Source organism: Pontibacter liquoris, assembly GCF_022758235.1.
GTDB classification, from domain to species: domain Bacteria; phylum Bacteroidota; class Bacteroidia; order Cytophagales; family Hymenobacteraceae; genus Pontibacter; species Pontibacter liquoris.
Genome location: NZ_JALEBG010000002.1, coordinates 674,100 through 693,649, shown reverse-complemented (window position 1 = coordinate 693,649; position 19,550 = coordinate 674,100). Strand labels below are relative to the sequence as shown.

At 53.7% G+C, this 19,550-nt stretch carries 19 protein-coding genes; 9 read left to right on the top strand and 10 right to left on the bottom strand.

Going from position 1 to position 19,550, the window contains the following annotated elements:
- Window positions 1-5 precede the first annotated feature (5 nt).
- From glyA to LWL52_RS16255, 5 genes are all read right to left on the bottom strand, one after another.
- On the bottom strand, window positions 6-1,280 hold the full coding sequence (glyA, locus tag LWL52_RS16275; protein ID WP_242921830.1) for a serine hydroxymethyltransferase: 1,275 nt from the start codon (window positions 1,278-1,280) through the stop codon (window positions 6-8).
- A 228-nt stretch (window positions 1,281-1,508) separates the two neighbouring features.
- Window positions 1,509-2,204, bottom strand: a complete 696-nt coding sequence (locus LWL52_RS16270) for a metallophosphoesterase (RefSeq protein WP_242921828.1) — start codon at window positions 2,202-2,204, stop codon at window positions 1,509-1,511.
- 117 nt (window positions 2,205-2,321) lie between these two features.
- The gene (locus tag LWL52_RS16265; protein WP_242921826.1) at window positions 2,322-2,558 is read right to left on the bottom strand and encodes a hypothetical protein; all 237 of its coding nucleotides are present in this window, start codon (window positions 2,556-2,558) and stop codon (window positions 2,322-2,324) included.
- Between the two features lie 77 nt (window positions 2,559-2,635).
- Window positions 2,636-2,944 (bottom strand): hypothetical protein, encoded by a 309-nt coding sequence (locus LWL52_RS16260; RefSeq protein WP_242921824.1) that lies wholly within the window; start codon window positions 2,942-2,944, stop codon window positions 2,636-2,638.
- 89 nt (window positions 2,945-3,033) lie between these two features.
- Window positions 3,034-3,894 carry an SDR family oxidoreductase gene (locus LWL52_RS16255; RefSeq protein ID WP_242921822.1) on the bottom strand — a complete coding sequence of 287 codons (861 nt, stop codon included), beginning with the start codon at window positions 3,892-3,894 and terminating at the stop codon, window positions 3,034-3,036.
- A gap of 124 nt (window positions 3,895-4,018) precedes the next feature.
- On the opposite strand from LWL52_RS16255, the gene LWL52_RS16250 reads away from it, so the two are divergent.
- From LWL52_RS16250 to LWL52_RS16225, 6 genes are all read left to right on the top strand, one after another.
- Window positions 4,019-4,273: a 4a-hydroxytetrahydrobiopterin dehydratase gene (locus LWL52_RS16250; RefSeq protein ID WP_242921820.1), complete on the top strand. Its 255-nt coding sequence runs from the start codon at window positions 4,019-4,021 to the stop codon at window positions 4,271-4,273.
- Between the two features lie 77 nt (window positions 4,274-4,350).
- Window positions 4,351-5,037 (top strand): 16S rRNA (cytidine(1402)-2'-O)-methyltransferase, encoded by a 687-nt coding sequence (gene rsmI, locus LWL52_RS16245; protein WP_242921818.1) that lies wholly within the window; start codon window positions 4,351-4,353, stop codon window positions 5,035-5,037.
- Window positions 4,964-6,670 carry an apolipoprotein N-acyltransferase gene (gene lnt, locus LWL52_RS16240; protein ID WP_242921816.1) on the top strand — a complete coding sequence of 569 codons (1,707 nt, stop codon included), beginning with the start codon at window positions 4,964-4,966 and terminating at the stop codon, window positions 6,668-6,670. The genes rsmI and lnt overlap by 74 nt, the downstream gene beginning before the upstream one ends.
- Window positions 6,671-6,933: 263 nt before the next feature.
- Window positions 6,934-7,734 (top strand): inositol monophosphatase family protein, encoded by an 801-nt coding sequence (locus LWL52_RS16235; protein WP_242921814.1) that lies wholly within the window; start codon window positions 6,934-6,936, stop codon window positions 7,732-7,734.
- A 36-nt stretch (window positions 7,735-7,770) separates the two neighbouring features.
- A complete protein-coding gene (locus tag LWL52_RS16230; RefSeq protein WP_242921811.1) occupies window positions 7,771-7,947 on the top strand; it encodes a hypothetical protein in 177 nt (58 codons plus the stop codon).
- A gap of 131 nt (window positions 7,948-8,078) precedes the next feature.
- Window positions 8,079-8,417 carry a hypothetical protein gene (locus LWL52_RS16225; RefSeq protein WP_242921809.1) on the top strand — a complete coding sequence of 113 codons (339 nt, stop codon included), beginning with the start codon at window positions 8,079-8,081 and terminating at the stop codon, window positions 8,415-8,417.
- 69 nt (window positions 8,418-8,486) lie between these two features.
- Here the strand turns inward: LWL52_RS16225 and LWL52_RS16220 are convergent, their stop codons facing one another.
- The 5 genes from LWL52_RS16220 to LWL52_RS16200 form a co-directional block, all read right to left on the bottom strand.
- Window positions 8,487-9,419, bottom strand: a complete 933-nt coding sequence (locus tag LWL52_RS16220; protein ID WP_242921807.1) for a mechanosensitive ion channel family protein — start codon at window positions 9,417-9,419, stop codon at window positions 8,487-8,489.
- A 23-nt stretch (window positions 9,420-9,442) separates the two neighbouring features.
- The gene (locus tag LWL52_RS16215) at window positions 9,443-10,462 is read right to left on the bottom strand and encodes an SPASM domain-containing protein (protein WP_242921805.1); all 1,020 of its coding nucleotides are present in this window, start codon (window positions 10,460-10,462) and stop codon (window positions 9,443-9,445) included.
- A 118-nt stretch (window positions 10,463-10,580) separates the two neighbouring features.
- Entirely contained in the window at window positions 10,581-11,768 is a 1,188-nt protein-coding gene (locus LWL52_RS16210) for a baeRF7 domain-containing protein (RefSeq protein ID WP_242921803.1), read from the bottom strand.
- Between the two features lie 244 nt (window positions 11,769-12,012).
- On the bottom strand, window positions 12,013-13,392 hold the full coding sequence (gene radA / locus LWL52_RS16205) for a DNA repair protein RadA (protein WP_242921801.1): 1,380 nt from the start codon (window positions 13,390-13,392) through the stop codon (window positions 12,013-12,015).
- Window positions 13,393-13,596: 204 nt separating this feature from the next.
- On the bottom strand, window positions 13,597-16,518 hold the full coding sequence (locus tag LWL52_RS16200) for a CHASE domain-containing protein (RefSeq protein WP_242921799.1): 2,922 nt from the start codon (window positions 16,516-16,518) through the stop codon (window positions 13,597-13,599).
- Between the two features lie 223 nt (window positions 16,519-16,741).
- Here LWL52_RS16200 and LWL52_RS16195 point away from each other — a divergent pair, with 223 nt between their 5' ends.
- The 3 genes from LWL52_RS16195 (at window position 16,742) to fumC (ending at window position 19,485) form a co-directional block, all read left to right on the top strand.
- A complete protein-coding gene (locus tag LWL52_RS16195) occupies window positions 16,742-17,224 on the top strand; it encodes an Mpo1 family 2-hydroxy fatty acid dioxygenase (protein WP_242921797.1) in 483 nt (160 codons plus the stop codon).
- Window positions 17,225-17,248: 24 nt separating this feature from the next.
- Window positions 17,249-17,965 (top strand): hypothetical protein, encoded by a 717-nt coding sequence (locus LWL52_RS16190; protein WP_242921794.1) that lies wholly within the window; start codon window positions 17,249-17,251, stop codon window positions 17,963-17,965.
- A 122-nt stretch (window positions 17,966-18,087) separates the two neighbouring features.
- On the top strand, window positions 18,088-19,485 hold the full coding sequence (fumC, locus tag LWL52_RS16185; RefSeq protein ID WP_242921785.1) for a class II fumarate hydratase: 1,398 nt from the start codon (window positions 18,088-18,090) through the stop codon (window positions 19,483-19,485).
- Window positions 19,486-19,550 lie beyond the last annotated feature (65 nt).

The window sequence follows — 19,550 nt, the reverse complement described above, 5'->3', positions numbered from 1 at the left end:
TTTAATTACTCTGCAAATAAAGGATACTGCTGCATCCAGTTGTTTACTTCCTGGCGCACGGCACTGATCTTCTCCTCGTTGTCGTGGTTCATCAGCACTGTATCAATCAACTCCACTATGCGCACCATGTCGCTTTCTTTCAGGCCACGCGTGGTAATGGCAGCTGTGCCTACGCGCATACCCGAGGTCACAAACGGCGATTTATCGTCGAAAGGCACCATGTTCTTGTTGATGGTGATGTCGGCTTTTACCAGCGTGTTCTCGGCCAACTTGCCTGTAAGGCCCTTGGAGCGCAGGTCGATGAGCATCATGTGGTTGTCTGTACCGCCAGAAATAATATCGTAGCCGCGGTCTAAAAATGCTTTGGCCATGGCCTGCGCATTTTGCTGCACCTGCTTTACATAGGCCAGGTACTCGTCAGAAAGAGCTTCGAAGAAAGAGACAGCTTTAGCAGCGATCACGTGCTCCAGCGGCCCGCCCTGTGTACCCGGGAAAACGGCGCCATCCAGTACAGACGACATCATGCGGGTTTCGCCTTTGGGCGTTTTCAAACCGAAAGGATTTTCAAAGTCCTTGCCCATCATAATCATGCCGCCACGTGGGCCGCGCAGGGTTTTATGCGTGGTGGTGGTAACAATATGGCAATACTCAAAAGGATTGTTGAGCAACCCGCGGGCGATAAGGCCGGAAGGGTGCGAAATGTCGGCCAGCAGCAGGGCGCCTACTTCGTCGGCAGCCTCGCGCAGTTTTTTATAGTTCCAGTCGCGGCTGTAAGCCGAGGCACCGCAAATGATGAGCTTCGGCTGCTCGCGGCGGGCTGCTTCGGCAACTTTATCCCAGTCGATGAGGCCGGTCTCTTTTTCTACGCCATAAAACGAAGGGCTGTACAGTTTACCAGAAAAGTTAACCGGCGAGCCGTGTGTCAGGTGGCCGCCATGCGACAGGTCAAAACCCAGAATCTTATCGCCTGGCTGCAGCACAGCCAGCATCACGGCGGCATTGGCCTGCGCACCGGAGTGCGGCTGCACGTTCACCCATTCTACCCCGAAGAGTTCTTTGGCACGGTCGATGGCCAGCTGCTCGGCCTGATCCACGATCTCACAACCGCCATAATACCGCTTGCCCGGCAGGCCTTCGGCATACTTGTTTGTCATTTCGCTGCCCATGGCGCGCATAACCTGTTCCGAAACAAAGTTTTCAGAGGCAATCAGCTCAATACCATGCGTCTGGCGAGCTTTTTCCTGGGCGATCAGGTCAAATATAGCAGTGTCTTTTTGCATCAGTTCTAAGGTTTAGATAAAGCCCTCAAAATTAACGTATGTGGCTAAATAAACCAACGTTTGGGGAGTTTATATACGGGCCGCCACGTGGTGCCGGATTTATGTAGCCGCCACAGGCAGCAGAAAGTATAAAAACAGCAAAGCCAGGGGCTACTTCAGGCTATACCTTGAGTGAGCAGTCCCTGGCTTTGTTTGAGGCTGAAAGGATGAATTCTGCGGCTATGGAAATTAACTTTTGCGAGCGACAGCGTAAGGTCGGTCCACATTGGGCTGCACGTAGAGCGCCTGCGTGTCCAGGTCCAGGGCTACCAGGTTGCCGTAGGCGGCATTGCGGTAGTATACGCAGCCAGCGTCGAGGTTCAGGCGGCCATCTTTGTGGCTGATGCCTTTTTTTATACTATGCAGAGCGGTAGGCGTGTGGCCGTGCAGGAGTTTCTTGTTACTGATCTTGCTCCAGTCCACCTCATAGCCCCGTATGTTGAGCATGGCATCTTTATCCCGGAAGATATCGTCCTGCTTAAAGTCAAAACCGGCATGCACCAGGTAGTAATCCGGCAGCTCGAAGTAGTAGGGGAGCTCTTTTAAGAACCGGACATACTTTTTGGGCAGGTGCTCAAAATCTGCAATAGCAAAGCTCTGCAACACCAGTTCTTTTTCTGTTTGGGTAAGCCGCAGGTCTTTGGGGCCATTTTTGGCGGCTTTCAGCAACATCTGGTCGTGGTTGCCGCGCAGGCACAATACCTGGTAGCGCTGCGCCTGGAGATGCAGGATGAAGTCGATGACGCCTTTGCTATCGGGGCCTTTGTTCACAAGGTCTCCCAGAATATAAAGCTCATCCGTTTTCTGGAGCTTTAGCTGCTCCTCCACCATTGCTTTCAGGGTACGGGCGCAGCCGTGAATATCGGTTAAGGCGTAACGAGCCATACGTTCGGTTATACTTTCATTGGGTTGCCGCAGCGGGCGATTGCCAAAGGTAGTATAAAAATAGCACCTGCAAGGGCAGGTGCTATTTTCTATAAATCTGTTTTGATTTCCTGGTAACTAGTTATACTTGTTGTCATCCAGCCCGGGCTTGTCGAGGTTACGGTTCGGGTTGTTGGTCTTTACATTTGCTGCCGGTGTATCCGGCCCTTCGGTATACTTGTCCTTCAGCTTCTCGTTTTCCTTGCGGCTCTGGCCGGCATCAACAGGCTTGCCGCCTGCGGCCTTGTCCTGCCCTGTCTGCGAGGGGCTTCCGTGGTTTTCACCGCTAGGTTTGGTGTGCTTATATGATGGCATGATATCCTCCTTCTTTAAATGAAAAAATTGCCGAAGCAGCCTTTAACGGGAGTTTCGGCCTTGCTTTATACTTTAGCTCAGGTGCCGCGGCCTTCTGTATCGGTGCGCATGTTGTCCGGCGGGGGCGTGCCGTCGTCGGCGTAGTCGTTTACGCCGGTGGCAGATGGTCCTTCGGAGGCGGTGTCGCTGCCGAAGCCCTCTTTGCCGTCGCGGTTACCAAAGCCGCCGCGCTGGTGTTCGTTCTTCGGCGGATCGGCGCCGGGTATAATATGGCCCATGCGCATTTCCTCCTCGCTGGTGTCGTCTTCTATCACGCGTACGGGCCGCTCCTGCGGCGACTGCCCCTTTAAAGAGGCTTTGTTTTCCTGGTTTTTATCTTCAGCCATAACGTTATCGTTTTATTTAAGTGCACCCTCAAACGGATGCTTGTAGTATGGTTTTACTTCTTTTTTGCCTTTTGGGTTCAGCCCTGCCCTTAAGATCCGATCTGCGAGCCGCCGTTTATATGGATCACCTGGCCCGTAATATAGGAGGCATCTTCTGAGGCCAGGAACACATAAGCGGGCGCTACTTCGGAGGGTTGTCCCGGGCGCTTCATGGGCGTATCCTGACCGAATTCCTTCACCTTTTTGGCATCAAAAGAGGCCGGAATGAGGGGTGTCCAGATCGGGCCCGGTGCCACCGCGTTGACGCGGATCTTCTTTTCGGCCAGGTTACCTGAAAGCGAGCGCGTAAAGGCCGTAATGGCTCCTTTGGTAGAGGCATAATCCATCAGGTGTTCACTGCCGCGATACGAGGTAATGGAGGTGGTATTGATAATGCAGCTGCCTTCGGGCAGGTGTTCCAGGGCCGCTTTTGTCACGTAAAACATCCCGAAAATATTCGTCTGGAACGTGCGCTGCAGCTGTTCTTTGGTGATATCTTTCAGGTCCTGCTGCTCATGCTGCTCGGCGGCATTATTCACCAGGATGTCCAGCTTGCCCAATTCGCTGACGGCCTGTTGCACCGCCTGCTGGCAAAACGCCTCGTCGCCCACATCGCCGGCGATAATCAGGCATTTGCGGCCTTCTTTTTCCACCAGCTTTTTCGTGTCCTGGGCATCTTTGTTTTCGTTGAGGTACACAATAGCCACATCGGCGCCTTCGCGGGCAAAATGCACGGCCACCGAGCGTCCTATGCCGCTATCGCCCCCCGTAATCAGGGCTACTTTGTTCTGTAACTTCTCGCTTCCTTTATAGGATTTGCGGATCACTTCCGGCTCCGGCTTCATCTTGTACTGATCGCCCGGCTGTTTTTCCTGCTCCTGTGCAGGCAAAGATTCTGGTTTGTTTTCCATGGGTTTTGTAGCTTTATAGTTCGTGGCTGCCCGTAAAAGCAGTCTTATTCATACGCCGGCCCGGGCACCTGGTTTTATAGTTTCATTGGCCGGCACGTATAAATCACCCAAAACAAACGGCACTATGTGGCAGGAAAAAGAGAACAAGTTAACACGCAGCCTCACCTTCAAGGATTTCAGGCAGGCCATGGCGTTTATGAACCAGGTGGCCGACGAGGCCGAAACCCTCAACCATCACCCGTGGTGGAGCAACGTGTACAACAAGGTCGAAATAGAACTTACCACCCATGATGCCGGCAACACGGTAACAGCAAAAGACCGCCAACTGGCCCAGCGCATCGATGCGATCTACGACAACATGAAGAGTTCCGAATCATAAGTTCTGGCTTCCGGGTTACTTCTCCTCTTTAACTCCGAACGCGCGACTCAGAACTCATTTTATAGTATCTTTGTCTTATGCAGGAACAGGAAAAGACAAACTTATACTTGGTGCCCACGCCCATCGGCAACCTGGAGGATATCACGTTGCGCGCCATCCGCGTGCTCAAAGAAGTGGATGTGATACTGGCCGAGGACACGCGCACCAGCGGCAAGCTGCTGCACCACCTGGGCATTGAAAAGCGCATGCACAGCCACCACCTCCACAACGAGCACAAAGCTACCGCCCATTTGGTGGACAGGCTGAAGGCAGGCGAGGTGATGGCCCTGATCTCGGATGCGGGCACGCCCGGCATTTCAGACCCGGGTTTTTACCTGGTGCGCGAGTGCCTCAAGCACGACCTCAAAATTGAGTGCCTGCCGGGAGCAACGGCCTTTGTGCCGGCGCTGGTAAAATCCGGCTTCAGCACCGACCGTTTTACCTTCGAGGGGTTTCTGCCTGTTAAAAAAGGCCGCCAGACGCGCCTGCAAAGCCTGGCCGCAGAGGAGCGCACCATGATCTTTTATGAGTCGCCGCACCGCCTGCTCAAAACACTGACCCAGTTTAAAGAGTATTTCGGCGGGGAGCGCTACGCCTCTGTTTCACGTGAAATCTCTAAAATGTTTGAAGAAACCCTAAACGGTACCCTAGATGAACTTATCCATCTCTTCACAACCAAAGCAATCAAGGGCGAATTCGTCGTGGTGGTTCAGGGTTGTAAATAGCCGCTTTATACTTCCGCTGCTGGCCCTGGCTACCGGGGTGATCCTCTGGCTGGGCTGGCCGGTAAAGCCGCTGGCTTTTTTCCTGTTCTTCGGGCTGGTGCCGCTGCTGTACATGGAGCACCTGATCGTGGCGCAGCAGAAGCACAAATCGCCTGGCTTTACTTTTTTTAAGTATAGCTACCTGGCGCTGCTGTTCTGGAACCTGTTTACCACCTGGTGGGTAATGCACTCCACTTTGCCCGGCGGCATTGCGGCCGTGGTGTTTAACGCCCTTTTCCAGAGCGCCCCTGTGATGGCTTTTTATTTTACCAAGAAGTACCTGGGGCGCACCATCGGCTATCTTTCGTTTATCGTTTACTGGGTGGCTTTTGAGCAGTTTCACCTCAGCTGGGACCTTTCGTGGCCCTGGCTCACGCTGGGCAATGGCTTTGCCACGCTAAACCAATGGGTACAGTGGTATGAGTATACCGGTTTTCTGGGCGGCTCGGTGTGGGTGCTGGCAGTAAACGTGCTCTTTTTTCAGGCTGTGCGGCAATATCCGCAACAGCCTGTGGCCTGGAAAAAAATGGTGCTGCCGCTCTTGCTTATACTTGTCCCGATTGCGATCTCTTACGCCATACTTGCTAACTACAAGGAGCAGGGGCAGGAGGTGGAAGTAGTGGTGGTGCAGCCCAACATCGACCCGTATCACGAAAAATACACCAGCCTCGATAACTTTATTCCCTACCCCGAGCAGATGGCGCGCCTTATCAGCCTGTCAGAAAAGCAGCTTACGCCCAACACCAAATTCGTGGTATGGCCCGAAACTTCGCTGCGCATCGACGAGGGTTTCTGGGAGGAACGCATGGACTCGTACCCGGCCATTCAGCAATTAAAGCAATTCCTGCAGCGCCACCCGGGCCTGGAGCTGGTAGCCGGCATCGACACCTATACTTTTTACGGCGATAACAAAGATGCCAGCCCCACGGTGCGCCACCTGGAAGGCTTTGGCTACTACGACTCCTTTAATGCAGGCATCCACATCAACACGGCCGGCCGGATAGACCTGTATCATAAGTCTAAGCTAGTGCCCGGCGTGGAGAAGCTGCCTTATCCGCAGTTCTTCAAGTTCCTGGGGCCGCTGGCCATCGACCTGGGCGGCACGGTAGGGTCGGTCGGCAGCCAGGACACGCGCGACGTGTTTACCTACAAACCGCAGCCAAGTATAAGCGCGGCGCCCGTTATCTGCTACGAGTCCATCTATGGCGACTATGTGTCGGAGTATGTGCGCAACGGCGCCAGTATGATCTTTGTGTTTACCAATGATGGCTGGTGGAGCGACTCGCCGGGTTATAAGCAGCATCTGCAGTATGCCACTTTGCGAGCCATCGAAACGCGCCGTAGCGTAGCCCGCTCGGCCAATACCGGCATCTCGGCCTTTATCAACCAGAAAGGCGAGATCGTAAAGCGCTCCGGCTGGTGGGTGCAGGCATCCCTGCGCGATACGATTCGCTCGAACCAGCAGATGACGTTTTACAGCCGCACAGGCGAGTACATTGGGCACAGCGCCTTATGGGCCACCCTGCTGCTCTTTGGCTCTGCCGTAATCATGGCGTTTGCGCGCAGAGGCGTGCCGGCTAAAAACAGCGATTAAACCCGGCGCCGTGTCGCGCGTTTGCGTAGGTACAAGCGCACAACAAACAGCAGGGCAAATAACGCCAGACAAAAGACAGGGTGACGAAGGACAAAGGATTTTAAAACAGAGAAGAGTAAATTGAACCTGGCCTGCGTTATACTTTAAAGCCATTGGCTTCGGCCGGCTTGGATTTATACTTCAAAAAGTCCTTTGTCTTTTGTCCAGCATTCTTTTATCCTGCATCCATTGTCTTCGATAAAAAACAAGTATAAACCTTCCCTATGAACCTCAGCCAGCTTTCGCAGAACCTGAACATACTTGCCCGCAGCACAGGCTCCTTTATTTTGAATGAAGCCCGTAATTTTGACCGCTCCAAAGTGGAGAAGAAGGGCTTTAACGATCTGGTATCGTACGTGGACAAGCAGGCAGAAGAGAAGTTGGTGGAAGGACTCCGGAAGCTGCTGCCCGAAGCAGGCTTTGTTACCGAAGAAGAAACCGCTTCTACCCTGGGCGAGCGCTATAACTGGATCATCGACCCGCTGGACGGCACGACCAACTTCACCCACGGCCTGCCTGTTTACTGCGTAAGCGTGGGCCTGACAGATGGTGCCGAGGTGGTGCTGGGCGTAGTATACGACCCGAATCGCGACGAATGCTTTTCGGCTTTTAAAGGTGGCGGCGCGTTCTTAAACGACAACCCGATCCATGTATCGGCGGCCACGGCGCTGAAAGATGCCCTGATTGCCACCGGCTTTCCGTATTACGACTTTAACCTGATGCAGCAATACCTGCAGATAATGGCCGGCTTTATGAACAACTCGCATGGCGTGCGCCGGCTGGGCTCCGCTGCCCTGGACCTGGTGTATGTGGCCTGCGGCCGCGTAGAGGGCTTTTTTGAGTATAACCTGAATTCCTGGGATGTGGCTGCGGGCGTGCTGATCGTGCAGGAGGCGGGAGGCCATGTGTCCAAATTTACCGAAGGGGGCGATTATGTTTTCGGCCGCGAAGTGGTAGCCAGCAATGGCGCCATCCATGCCGAAATGCTCGCCACCATTGCCGAACACTGGAACAAAGACGCTTAAGTAAACTTTTTATACTTCGCTATAGTTGTAAAATATATGGCACAGCACATTTTCATTCTCCTTCTCTTTCTCGCCGCATTGGTTTATATGGGGCGCCTGGTGTACCGCAGCTTTTCCCTGAAAGGCAACTGCGTGAGCGGCTGCAGTGGCTGTGCCACCATCGATTTCAACAAAATACAAAAGGACCTGGAGAAGAAAGCGCAGCTCCGCTAACTGCAGCAAGCGCGCCTGAACGCCTGCCCCGGAGATGCGCAAAGGCGCTATTAATTTCTTACTTTGTATATCTTAAGCCTGGTTTTGCGTATAGTTCTATACCTGAAGTTAGAACCCTAAACTAATATGCTATGCAAGATAAAGTAGAAGAAAGATCTCTGGTAAACGTGCAGAACCGCCTGTTCAAAGATGGCTTTAAGACCGACTTCCAAGTGTCGGATGAAGGAAAGCTTTGCAACATGACCGATAAGGAAACTTTTTCGCCGGATCAGGTGCGCATTGTGGACCACTACCGGTTTGAAGGCGAAAGCAATCCGGACGATATGTCGATACTATATGCCATCGAAACCAACACAGGTCGGAAAGGCACTATCTCCAACTCCTATGGCCCCTATGCCGACGCGAAGGTAGACGCCTACTTAAAGCAGGTAGAAGACCTGGGCAAAAACCTGGATAAGAAAGACAAATAAGCACAAAGACCTTTGAAAGCAGCCAGGCCGGAGCTATAGGATAGCCCCGGCCTGGCTGTTTTTATATGCTTAGTGGTTGTTTTCGCCTGTTTGCTGTCCTTTCTTTCCGTTTACCGATGCAGCCTGTAGCTGATCGCTTAGTTTATCGCCGCCCTTTATGGCAAAGTCCAGCGTACGGATCGGGAAGGGGATAAGTATATCGCGGGCATCGAAGGCTTTCTTGATGCGGATGATGGCATCGCTTTTAGCAAGCACATAATCTGCCTGCCGGTGGTAACTTACCCAGAAGCGGGCTTTAAAATTGATGGCGCTGTCGCCAAAGGCATCAAACATCACTTCCACGTCTTTCGTCTTCACGCGGTTCTTCACGTCCTCCAGCGCCTCTATCACCACCTGCTGCACCTGTTCCAGGTCTTCAGCATACGAGACGCCCACTTCCAGATCGATCCTACGGGTGCCACTAGCCGAGAAATTGGTCAGCGGGTTCTCGAACACCATTTTGTTGGGCAGCAGCACCAGCTCGCCCGTTGTCTGCCGGATGTCGATAGTGCGCAGGGTAATGCGCTCGATCACCCCGAAATAATCGTTTGTCTCGATCATGTCGCCTACTTTAAAAGGCTTTTGCACGGCAATGATCACACCGGAGATAAAGTTAGCGGCAATATCCTGAAAGGCAAAGCCCAGGGCCAGCCCGATAATACCAACTCCGGCAAGCAGCGAGAGCACCACTTTGTCGAGCTGCAGCACGCTGAGCACAAAAAAGAAGCCTACGATCAAAACGGCAATATAGACCAGGGTGGTGAACAGATTGATAAGCGCCGCGCTGTGTGAAAAACGCCGGAAAACCCGGTCCATGGTATTGCGCACGAGCCGGGCTACAACAAACGTGGCGATCAGCACCAGCAGAGCCACAAAGATGTTGGGCAGCATTAAAAAAATGTGCTGCCCCCAGTTCTGGAGCTTGTCCAGCAGCAGCCCCAGGGACTTATTTATATCTGTCATACCGTATACTTCATTTTACTTACTTAGGCCCATACTTTGGTACCTTCAGTGCAATTTCTGCACATTTCAATCTCAGCGCGCCCGCGCAGCAAACTTTGGCGGAACTGCCTGTAAGCAGGGCCGCGCCATACCTGCGCAAAGGTTTGCTGCTTCAGGTCGCCCTGCCGGTATTCGGCATCCTTGTCAAAGCAGCAGGGCACTACCAGGCCGTCCCAGGTAACCACGCAGGAGTGCCACATTTTCCAGCAGTGGTTGAGCAGCTTATTCTTAACCGAGTAGCGGCCATTGCCCTCGTTGCGGTACCGCGAATAATAGTCGATGGTGGGGATAAGCGGAGAACCTTGGGCATAATCATAGATCTGTGCCGTTTTAAATACTACCTCATCCACACCCAACTCCTGTGCCAGTTGCTGTACGTCATCCAACTGGTGCTCGTTAGGCCGCACTACCAAAAACTGAAACATGATGTGCGGTGTTTTCGATTTCAGCATTTTTTTCCATTTCACCACATTGCGGGTACCCTCCAGCACTTTCGCCAGCTTGCCGCCCACCCGGTAAGCCGCGTACGTTTCCTGCGTGGTGCCGTCGATGGAGATGATCAGGCGATCCAGGCCGGAGACCACCGTGCGGCGGGCTGTGTCATCATCCAGGTAATGGGCATTGGTGGAAGTGGCTGTATAAAGGCCTTTTGCCGAGGCATAGGCAACCAGCTCCAGAAAATGCCGGTGCAGGTAAGGCTCGCCCTGGAAGTAAAATATGAGGTATAGCAGACGGCGGTGCAACTGATCGATTGTCTGGCGGAAAAGCGCTGCCTCCAGCATGCCCGTGGGGCGGGTAAAGGATCGAAGGCCACTAGGGCACTCGGGGCAGCGCAGGTTGCAGGAGGTGGTGGGTTCCAGCGAGATACTAATGGGATGCCCCCAGTGCCTGGCCCTACCCGTTGTCTTGGAGAGCACATAACTGCCCACCACCTGCAGCGCATTGAGCACCCGCAGGGGCGTGAGTTTCGAAATAAAGTTAAGCCCGTCAGTGAGGTGCGGCATGAAGTATAGGGAACAAACGCGGCTAAAGAGCTCTCTAACCGGAAAGCAAAGAGGCAGCCACACAGGCTGCCTCCACTAATGTACATGTTTAAGTATAAAAGGGCAAAACCCTACCGGTTTAGTACCTGAAAAGCGCCTTTACGTTGGTGCCGTTGTCGCTTACTTCGCCCATGCCGTTGTAGTTGCTGACAAACACCTTCCCTCCCTGCGAAAGCGTTTTCACGGCTGCCAGGTTTACCAGATCATCATCGCCGCGCTGGTACTCGTCATGAATCTCGGCCACGGCAGCGACGCTGTTGTAGGTACCCCACACCGGCTGGCCCGGCGCAATGAACAAGGTATCGACCCGGCCATGCACAGCCTCGGCAGCCACGGTAGCAATATCTTCGGAAGTCACCCCGGTGCCGGCCACGTTCTGGTAGCGATCCAACGAGTCGATATGGTTCTGCTGCATCAGCGGCTTTACCAGGGCCAGGGCCTTTTCATGTAGGGCCTGCGTGTTATTCAGGTCGGCATTCTCATCTACGGGCACGTTCTGCGGCACAATGTTCTTATACTTGCTAAACTTGCGGTAAAGAGCGCAGTAGTGGTCTACCCCGGCCAGCACCAGCGGCTCGTGCGCATCATGCAGAATAGTTTGCAAGCCATTGTCCAGCTCGTTCACAAACTCCCGCACGCGCTCGTGCTCTTCGTCTCCTTTAGTAGAGCCCGGCCCATGCACAATATTCGTACCGTTTACAGTGGTGGTGCTGGTGGTAAAGTCCTGATCGTTGCCGCGCACATCGAATCTAAGCGCCTTGCTCAGGCTCTCCGGTGCAAAGCCACTGATATCGATGGGGCGCATTTTCTCCAGCGTAGCCTCATAAAAGCCGACCTTGTCGCGGTTGAGGCATAGGACAAAAAAGCGGCCGTTCTGGCTCAGCAGCGGCAGCAGCGGCGTAAAATAAAACTGGTTCAGCACATACACGACGTCGGGCATCGTGAACGGCAGAGTATAATGGGCAGCAAATCCTTTGGTGATAAACACGGCCAGTCCTTCGGCCTGGTGGCGCCAGAAGTTGGTATCGTTGAGCAGCTCTTCGGCAGGCTTCAGGTATTGCTCTATTTCGGTTTCCGGCACATCGTGCCGTTCCAGCAGGGCTTTTGCCTCCCGTACCTTGTTCTTAAACAGAATGTGGTCCTGGCCGTTCAGGGTTTCTTTGCCGGCGCGGTGAGTAGGGATGAAAATAGAGATACACAAGGCATTCTGTGTACTGTTCTGTACATGAAGAAGCTTCTCAATGTCTTTTTTGTGAATCAATGCCATAAGTTTGCTGGTTAAAGAAGGTATGTAACACTTAAAAAAATCCTGCTTTCCCGCTCCGCAGAAATACGGAGGGGGGAGATTTTAAATACGCAGCAAAACAGGCCACGGTTATTAAGCAGGAAACATTACGCCCAAGGCAGGCATAAAAAAAGACACCCGCCTGCAGGTGTCTTTTTTTATACTTACTGGTTTATAAACCTTAGTACAAAGGCGGTACAGAGCGCTTTGCCCGGCCCCCGGGGGCTTACCCGAACAGGCTGGTAAATACCTCCTCTAACCGGCCAAACGCGTGTATGTTGATGGAGAACTTGCTCAGGTCCATCCCTTTCTTGTTATACTTGGAAATATAGATATCAGTGAAGCCCAGCTTTTCGGCTTCGGTGATGCGGTTCTCTACACGGTTTACGGCGCGCACCTCACCTCCCAGGCCTACTTCGGCTGCAAAACAGGCCGTAGACGGGATCGGCATTTCCTCGAACGAGGAAAGGATAGAGGCGCATACGGCCAGGTCCAGGGCGGGGTCCTCCACTTTCAGGCCGCCGGCAATGTTCAGAAACACGTCCTGCGTGCCCAGGCGGTAGCCGCCCCGTTTTTCGAGCACAGCCAGCAGCATGTTCAGGCGCTTGGCATCAAAACCGGTGCTGGTGCGCTGCGGGGTGCCGTAGGTGGCCGGGCTTACGAGGCTCTGCACCTCGATCAGGAGCGGCCGGTTGCCCTCCAGCGTGCCGCCAATGGCTATGCCGCTAAACGCATCTTCTCGTTGCGAGATCAGGATCTCCGAAGGGTTGCTCACCTCGCGCAGGCCGGAGCCCAGCATTTCGTAAATACCCAGCTCCGAGGTGGAGCCAAAGCGGTTTTTAGTGGTGCGCAGGATGCGGTAGGTCATGTGGCGGTCGCCTTCGAAGGTGAGTACCGTATCGACCATGTGCTCCAAGATCTTGGGGCCCGCCAGGTTGCCCTCTTTGGTGATGTGGCCGATCAGGAATACCGGCGTGCCGCTCTCTTTGGCAAACTTGAGCAGCTCGGCGGTACACTCGCGCACCTGGCTCACACTGCCCGCGCCAGCCTCTATAAAAGAGGAGTGCAGCGTCTGGATCGAGTCGATAACCAGCACCTGCGGGCGCAGCTGCTCTATCTGCTTGAAAATGTTCTGGGTACCGGTCTCCGTCAGGATAAAGCAGTCGGAGGTTTGGGCCACCAGGCGCTCGGCCCGCATTTTAATCTGCTGCTCGCTTTCCTCGCCGCTCACATAGAGCACGCGCAGGCTGGTCAGGCTCAGGGCAATCTGCAGCATCAGCGTACTTTTGCCAATGCCGGGCTCACCGCCGATTAGCACCATGGAGCCTGGCACAATGCCGCCGCCCAGCACGCGGTTAAGTTCCTGGTCCTGGGTCTGGATGCGCTGCTCTTCGCGGTAAGTAATATCGGCAATAGGCTTGGGTTTGCTGGACACCTGCGCCGAGCTACTGCCTACTTTCCAGGCCGTTGTCGGGGTTACCTCCTCGCGCTGCACTACTTCTTCCACATAGGTGTTCCACTCGCCGCAGGCAGGGCATTTGCCGATCCATTTGGCGGATTGCGCGCCGCAGTTCTGGCAGAAATAGGATGTTTTTATCTTGGCCATTCGTTGTCGTTGGTCGTTTTTTGTTAGGCGTTGTTTGGGTAAAATAAAGGAAAAACTGCGCCTTTCAGAATAGGGTAAGTGCAGCTAATCAGAACAAAAAACGGGCGTGAAAAGGTCAGTTTTTATACGGATGCTTGATAATTTGGCGGGACCAGAGAGCATGCTCGTCAGGCTTTAAAACCCGCCGGGCTTATACCCGGGAGTTTATACCTGCACCGGTTCGGGCTGCTGTTTAAAGTATGTTTTAAACGTGGTGCCTTTGCCCAGTTCGCTTTCCACCTCAATGCGGCCGCCGTTGTTCTCGATGATGCGCTTTACAATGTAGAGACCGATGCCGGTACCTTCTACGTGGGTGTGCAGGCGCTTAAACATGCTGAAGAGCTTGTGCTGCTGCTGCTTTTTAATGCCCAGGCCGTTGTCGGCCACTTCCAGCACCACGTAGTTATCCTGCTGGTAAGTGCGCAGGTATACTTCGGGCGTGCGCTCCGGCGATTTATACTTGATGGCGTTGGAGACCAGGTTATAAAGGATGCTGCGCAAGTTCTTGCGCGTATACAGGATGGTATCTACCTGGAAATCGGTGATAATACGGGCGCCGGACTCCTGCACCATCCGCTCCACATCGGTTTTTACGTCTGTGAGCACCATTCCAAACGAGAGCGGCTCCACTTCCGACTGCAGATCTTTCTGCACTTTGGTAATTTCGGTCAGGTCGGCAATGGTCTGCTTCAGCTTATCGATCGAGCTGCCGACCATCCGCAGGATCTGCCCGTCTTCGGCACCCAGCTTATCTTCCAGTATGTCGCGCAGCAGCGTTATCAGCCCTTCCATGTTGGCTATTGGCGACTTCAGATCGTGCGAGGCGGTGTAGACGAAGTTATCCAGGTCGTTGTTGATGCGCTGCAGTTCCGTGTTTTTCTCGCTCAGCTCATCGTTAGCGCGCAGCAGCTTTCGGCGGGCGGCTACCAGCTCGGTTACCTCCACGGCAAACACCAGCACGGCCTCCACTTTCTGGCTGGCATCCAGCAAAGGCTGGTATACCAAGTTAAAATATGCTTCGGTATGCTCGCCGGTGCTCAAACGATCGATGGTGGTATGCACTTCCTGGCCGCTAAAAGGCACCCCGGTTTTAAATACCTCATTGAGCTTTTCAAAAAAGCCTGCGCCTTCAATCTCCGTATGGGCCTCGTAAATGGTTTTGCCCACCAGCGGGCGGTTGCCATAAAGCTGCCGGTAAACCGGGTTGGCCAGCACATACTTGTAATCCGATGCCCGCACCAGGCCCACCAGCGCCGGCACTTCCAGGAATAGCTTCTGCAACAGCTCTGCATTCTGCTTCACTTTCTGCTCTGCCTGTTTGATCTCTGTAATATCCAGCACAGAGCCGATATAGCCTAAGAATTCGCCGTCGCCGCCAAAGCGCGGCATGGCCGAATTCATCACCCAGCGCCACTCGCCATCATGGCGGCGCATGAGCATTTCTATTTTAAAGGGTGCTTTATGCGCAATCGCGTTCTTAAAGGCATCGGAATAGCTTTGCATTTCCTCTACCGATACCACAGCCCGCCAGCCCAGGCTTAAGCTTTCTTCAAACGTACAGCCGGAGAATTCTGTCCATTGCCTGTTCACATACAGGCATTCGCCCCAGGTATCGCCCACCCAGATCATAACAGGAGCATTATCGGCCATGGTCCGGAAGCGGGCCTCGCTTTCGATAATGGCCAGCTGGGCTCGTTTCTCGTCCGTAATGTCGCGCGCCTCAATAATGGTAGCTGTCGGCACGCCATTCTCCATAATCGGTCGGGCGGCTACGGTTACGTTAAAGAAAGTACCATCTTTGCGGATAAACACATCTTCGTGCGCGCGCATGCTGTTGTTGGTAGGCAAGGCTCTGTCAATCGGGCATTCCTCCGTAGGGTAAGGCCTCCCATCCGGGTGGTGGTGGTGGATCATCTCGTGCAGCGGCTTTGCCCGGATCTCCTCAAACAGATAGCCCGTCATTTCCTCGGCTGCCGGGTTCATAAAGGTACAGTAGCCGTCCGCATCCATCATAAACAGGGCGGCCGTGGCATTGTCTGTAATGGTTTGCTTCAGGCGGTTGGAGCGCCGCGAGTTGGACAGCGACCAGACAATAAAGAACATCAGCAAGCTGATAATGCTGCCGCCCCAAAGTATAAAATAAGGCAGGTCGGCATCAGCCGAGCTGATGAAGGCCTGCTTGCTCGATACAAACACGCGCCAGTTATTATTGCCGATCGAGATGGTGCTGAGTTCGTAATATTGCCGCTTGCGGGCCTGCAGGGCATAAAGCGTGGAGCTGGTACTAAATAGCAGGTTTTCTTTCCCTAAGTTGTTGCCGTCGTATAGCTCTATATCCAGGTCGTTGTAATCATCCCCCAGAATGGATTCAAACAGGTCTTTGGCCCGGAACGGGCTGTATACAAAGCCTTTTATAAGCTGCTGCCGCTGCTGTATGGACTCCGGTTCACTTTTATGCTTATACACCGGCAGGTAGATCAGAAACCCGGCCTGCTCGTTTTTGCCATTTTCCTGCACCAGGCGCACTTTGTTAGACATCGTCGGCTGCCGGGTGTCGCGGGCCATGCGCATGGCCGACTGGCGTACGGGCTCGCTGAACATGTCGTACCCGATGGCTTTCTGGTTGCGGCTGTCCTGCGGCTCCAGGTAAATAATGGCGGAGTAAATGCTGCGTGGGTCGGCAGGATAAATACTGAAATTGGCCAGGCCATCGGCCCGCATCCGCTGCTCAAACGACTTCAGTTCCTTGGGCTGCACAAAGTAAGTATAGCCAATGCCTTGTATGCCGGGGTAGTTCTGCTCCAGGTTCAGCCCTTTATAGTAGGCCTGCCAATCCCGGCGTTCTACGGTGTCGGATGAAATAAAGAGCGCACGGGCTCCCACCAGTATCTGCACATAATCCTGCACCCGGGCATTAATGGATTCGGTTACCTGGGCGGCCCGCACATGGAACAGCTTGGCGCTCCGCTCCTCGGCCTTCTTTTTAGTTTCAGAGTAAATGAAAAGCGTTAAAAGAAAGATGAGCAGGAAAGAGAAGATAGCAATGAAGTAGTCCCTGATAAAGGAAGACAGCCTTGTAAAATTCATATGCTACTGGTTAGGACGAAGGTATTCTTTCACAGCAAAAGACAACGTTACACCTGTTGCTGATAATTCAAATATACTAGAAAAGCCCGCATTCTCAAAGTATGCTCCTGCCCTGATTTTTGTACTCCCGCAGTATCTTGGATTTGTGATCGGAACAGGGTAAATTAATACTATCATTGCCCCGGCACCCGCTTCAGGGACAGACAAAACACGGCGTAACGTTATGAAAAACATGCAGCAATGGTTCGATGAGTATGGCCAGAGCCACCAGAACCACACCAACAAGCTGATCCACTGGGTCTGCGTCCCGCTCATCTTCTTTAGCATTGTGGGGCTGCTGGCCAGCATCCCGAGCAATGCCCTGAAAGCGCCTTTCCCGCCGGCGGTGCAGCCCTACGTGCATTTTGGCACCCTGCTGCTGTTGCTGGGCCTGCTGTTTTACCTGCGCCTGTCGGTGGCCATGTTTCTGGGCATGGCCTTGGTATGCGGGTTGATGCTGGGGGCGGTGCATGCCCTGGATGCGGCCACCACGACCCCGCTGTGGCTGCTGTGCCTGGTTATTTTTGCGCTGGCCTGGATTGGGCAGTTCTACGGGCACAAGGTAGAGGGCAAAAAACCTTCCTTTTTCAAAGACCTGCAGTTCCTACTGATCGGCCCGGCCTGGTTACTTGGTTTTATTTACCGGAAATTAGGGATACCGTATTAACTTTGCGGTGTTAACCCTTGCCTTATGCTGGAAATAATCAGAAGTCTTTTAATAGGTCTTTGCGCTATAGCGGTGCTGCTGCCGGTGGTTCGTTTTGCGCTGCGCAGATTATCGCCTGCCGGGCAGGAGGCGGCCCTGAGCCCCAGCGAGCTGAAGTATATCCAAAGGCAGGAGTGGCGGCTGATGATCGCCTACCTTGTTTTTGCCTGCGTGCTTTCGGTGGTGGCAGCGGGCATGCTGGCCATTATTTCCAGCATTATCAACGCCTCCAACGTGCACATGTATGTGCTTACGCCTAACTTCCGGGCACTTTTTGCACCCGGACTGCTCCTGGGCCTTACCCTGGCGATGCTGCCATTGCGCCTGGTACAGCGGGCTCTGCTGGGCCACGACTATGAACTGTACAAGACCTATATGCAGCACCAGGAAGGCCATAATTCCCTGAAAGTATATCGCCTGATCTTTGGCTTGATGCTGGCGCTCTCGGTAGCGCTGGGCTGGACTTCTATGCGGTGGCATGTCGCTATTAATCAGGATAAGATCCGTATCACCAACTTCCTGCTCAATGATCGTACGTATGCGATGGAAGATATCAGCAGCATACAGTCGCTGGGCGAGGAGGGGGAATACCTCATCCGCTTTAACGATGCCTATATCCTGAATACCGCTTACCTGAAGCCTGTGCAGCCTGAAACCATTGCGCTGCTCTCGCAGAAATCGGGCAAGCACGTGATACACTAAGTATAGGTATAAACGGCAGCTAAAAACACGGCCTGGTGCCTGCCGTTAGAGGATAGCGGGCACACGTAATTTTTTGTAGTTTTGCCACAATCAGATAATCCTTTAACTAACCATAAATCGATATGCAAGTTCGCGTAGAGAAAGATACCATGGGCCCTGTAGAGGTGCCTGCAGACAAATACTGGGGTGCGCAAACGCAGCGCTCCAAAGAAAACTTTACCATCGGCGGCCAGACTATGCCCCGCGAAATTATAGCGGCCTTTGCCATACTGAAGAAAGCGGCGGCGCAGGCCAATGCCCAGCTGGGTGTACTGCCCCAGGACAAAGCCGATATTATCTCGGAAGTATGCGATGAGATTCTGGATGGCCAACTGGCCGATCAGTTTCCGCTGGTAGTATGGCAGACGGGCTCGGGCACGCAATCGAACATGAACGTGAACGAAGTAGTAGCCAACCGCGCGCACGTACTACTGGGCGGCAGCCTGATGGACGAGAAAAAGAAGATCCACCCGAACGATGACGTGAACAAGTCGCAGTCGTCGAACGACACCTTCCCGACAGCCATGCACATTGCCGCTTATAAGAAAGTGGTAGAGCATACCTTGCCGATGGTGCAAAAGCTGCGCGACACGCTGCAGGCCAAGTCGGAGGAGTTTATGAATGTGGTAAAAATTGGCCGCACCCACCTGATGGACGCCACACCGCTGACCCTGGGCCAGGAGCTTTCGGGTTATGTGGCTCAGCTGGAGTATGGCATGCAGGCGTTGCGCAACACGCTGGCGCACCTGAGCACCCTGGCGCTGGGCGGCTCTGCCGTGGGCACCGGCCTGAACACGCCGGCAGGATACGACGTGCTGGTTGCTGAGAAAATATCAGAGTACGCCGGCCATTCGTTCATCACAGCTCCTAACAAATTCGAGTCTCTGGCTGCGCACGACGCCATCGTGGAAACTTCCGGCGCGCTGAAGCAGCTGGCCGTAAGCCTGATGAAGATCGCCAACGATATTCGTTTGCTAGCTTCCGGTCCACGTTCCGGTATCGCTGAGATCCTGATCCCGGAAAATGAGCCGGGTTCTTCGATTATGCCGGGCAAAGTGAACCCTACGCAGGCCGAGGCCATGACGATGGTATGCGCGCAGGTGATTGGTAACGATGTGGCGATTTCGGTAGGTGGCATGAACGGCCATTTCGAGCTGAACGTGTTTAAGCCCGTGATGATCTACAACCTGCTGATGAGCGCCCAGCTGATCGGCGACGCCTGTGACTCGTTCGACAAGCACTGCGCGGTAGGTATCGAGCCTAATTACCCGAAGATCAAAGAGAACCTGGAGAACTCGCTGATGCTGGTAACGGCCCTGAACCCGCACATCGGCTACGACAACGCCGCCAAAATTGCGAAGAAAGCGCACAAAGAAGGTACTACGCTGCGCCAGGCCGCCATTGCCCTTGACCTGCTCACCAGCGAGCAGTACGACGAGTGGGTGCGTCCGGAAGATATGATCGGCAGCTTGAAGAAGTAGTTAGACGTTAGATTTTAGACGTTAGACATAAGATATATACTTGTGTAGATAAAGGAAAAGCAGCT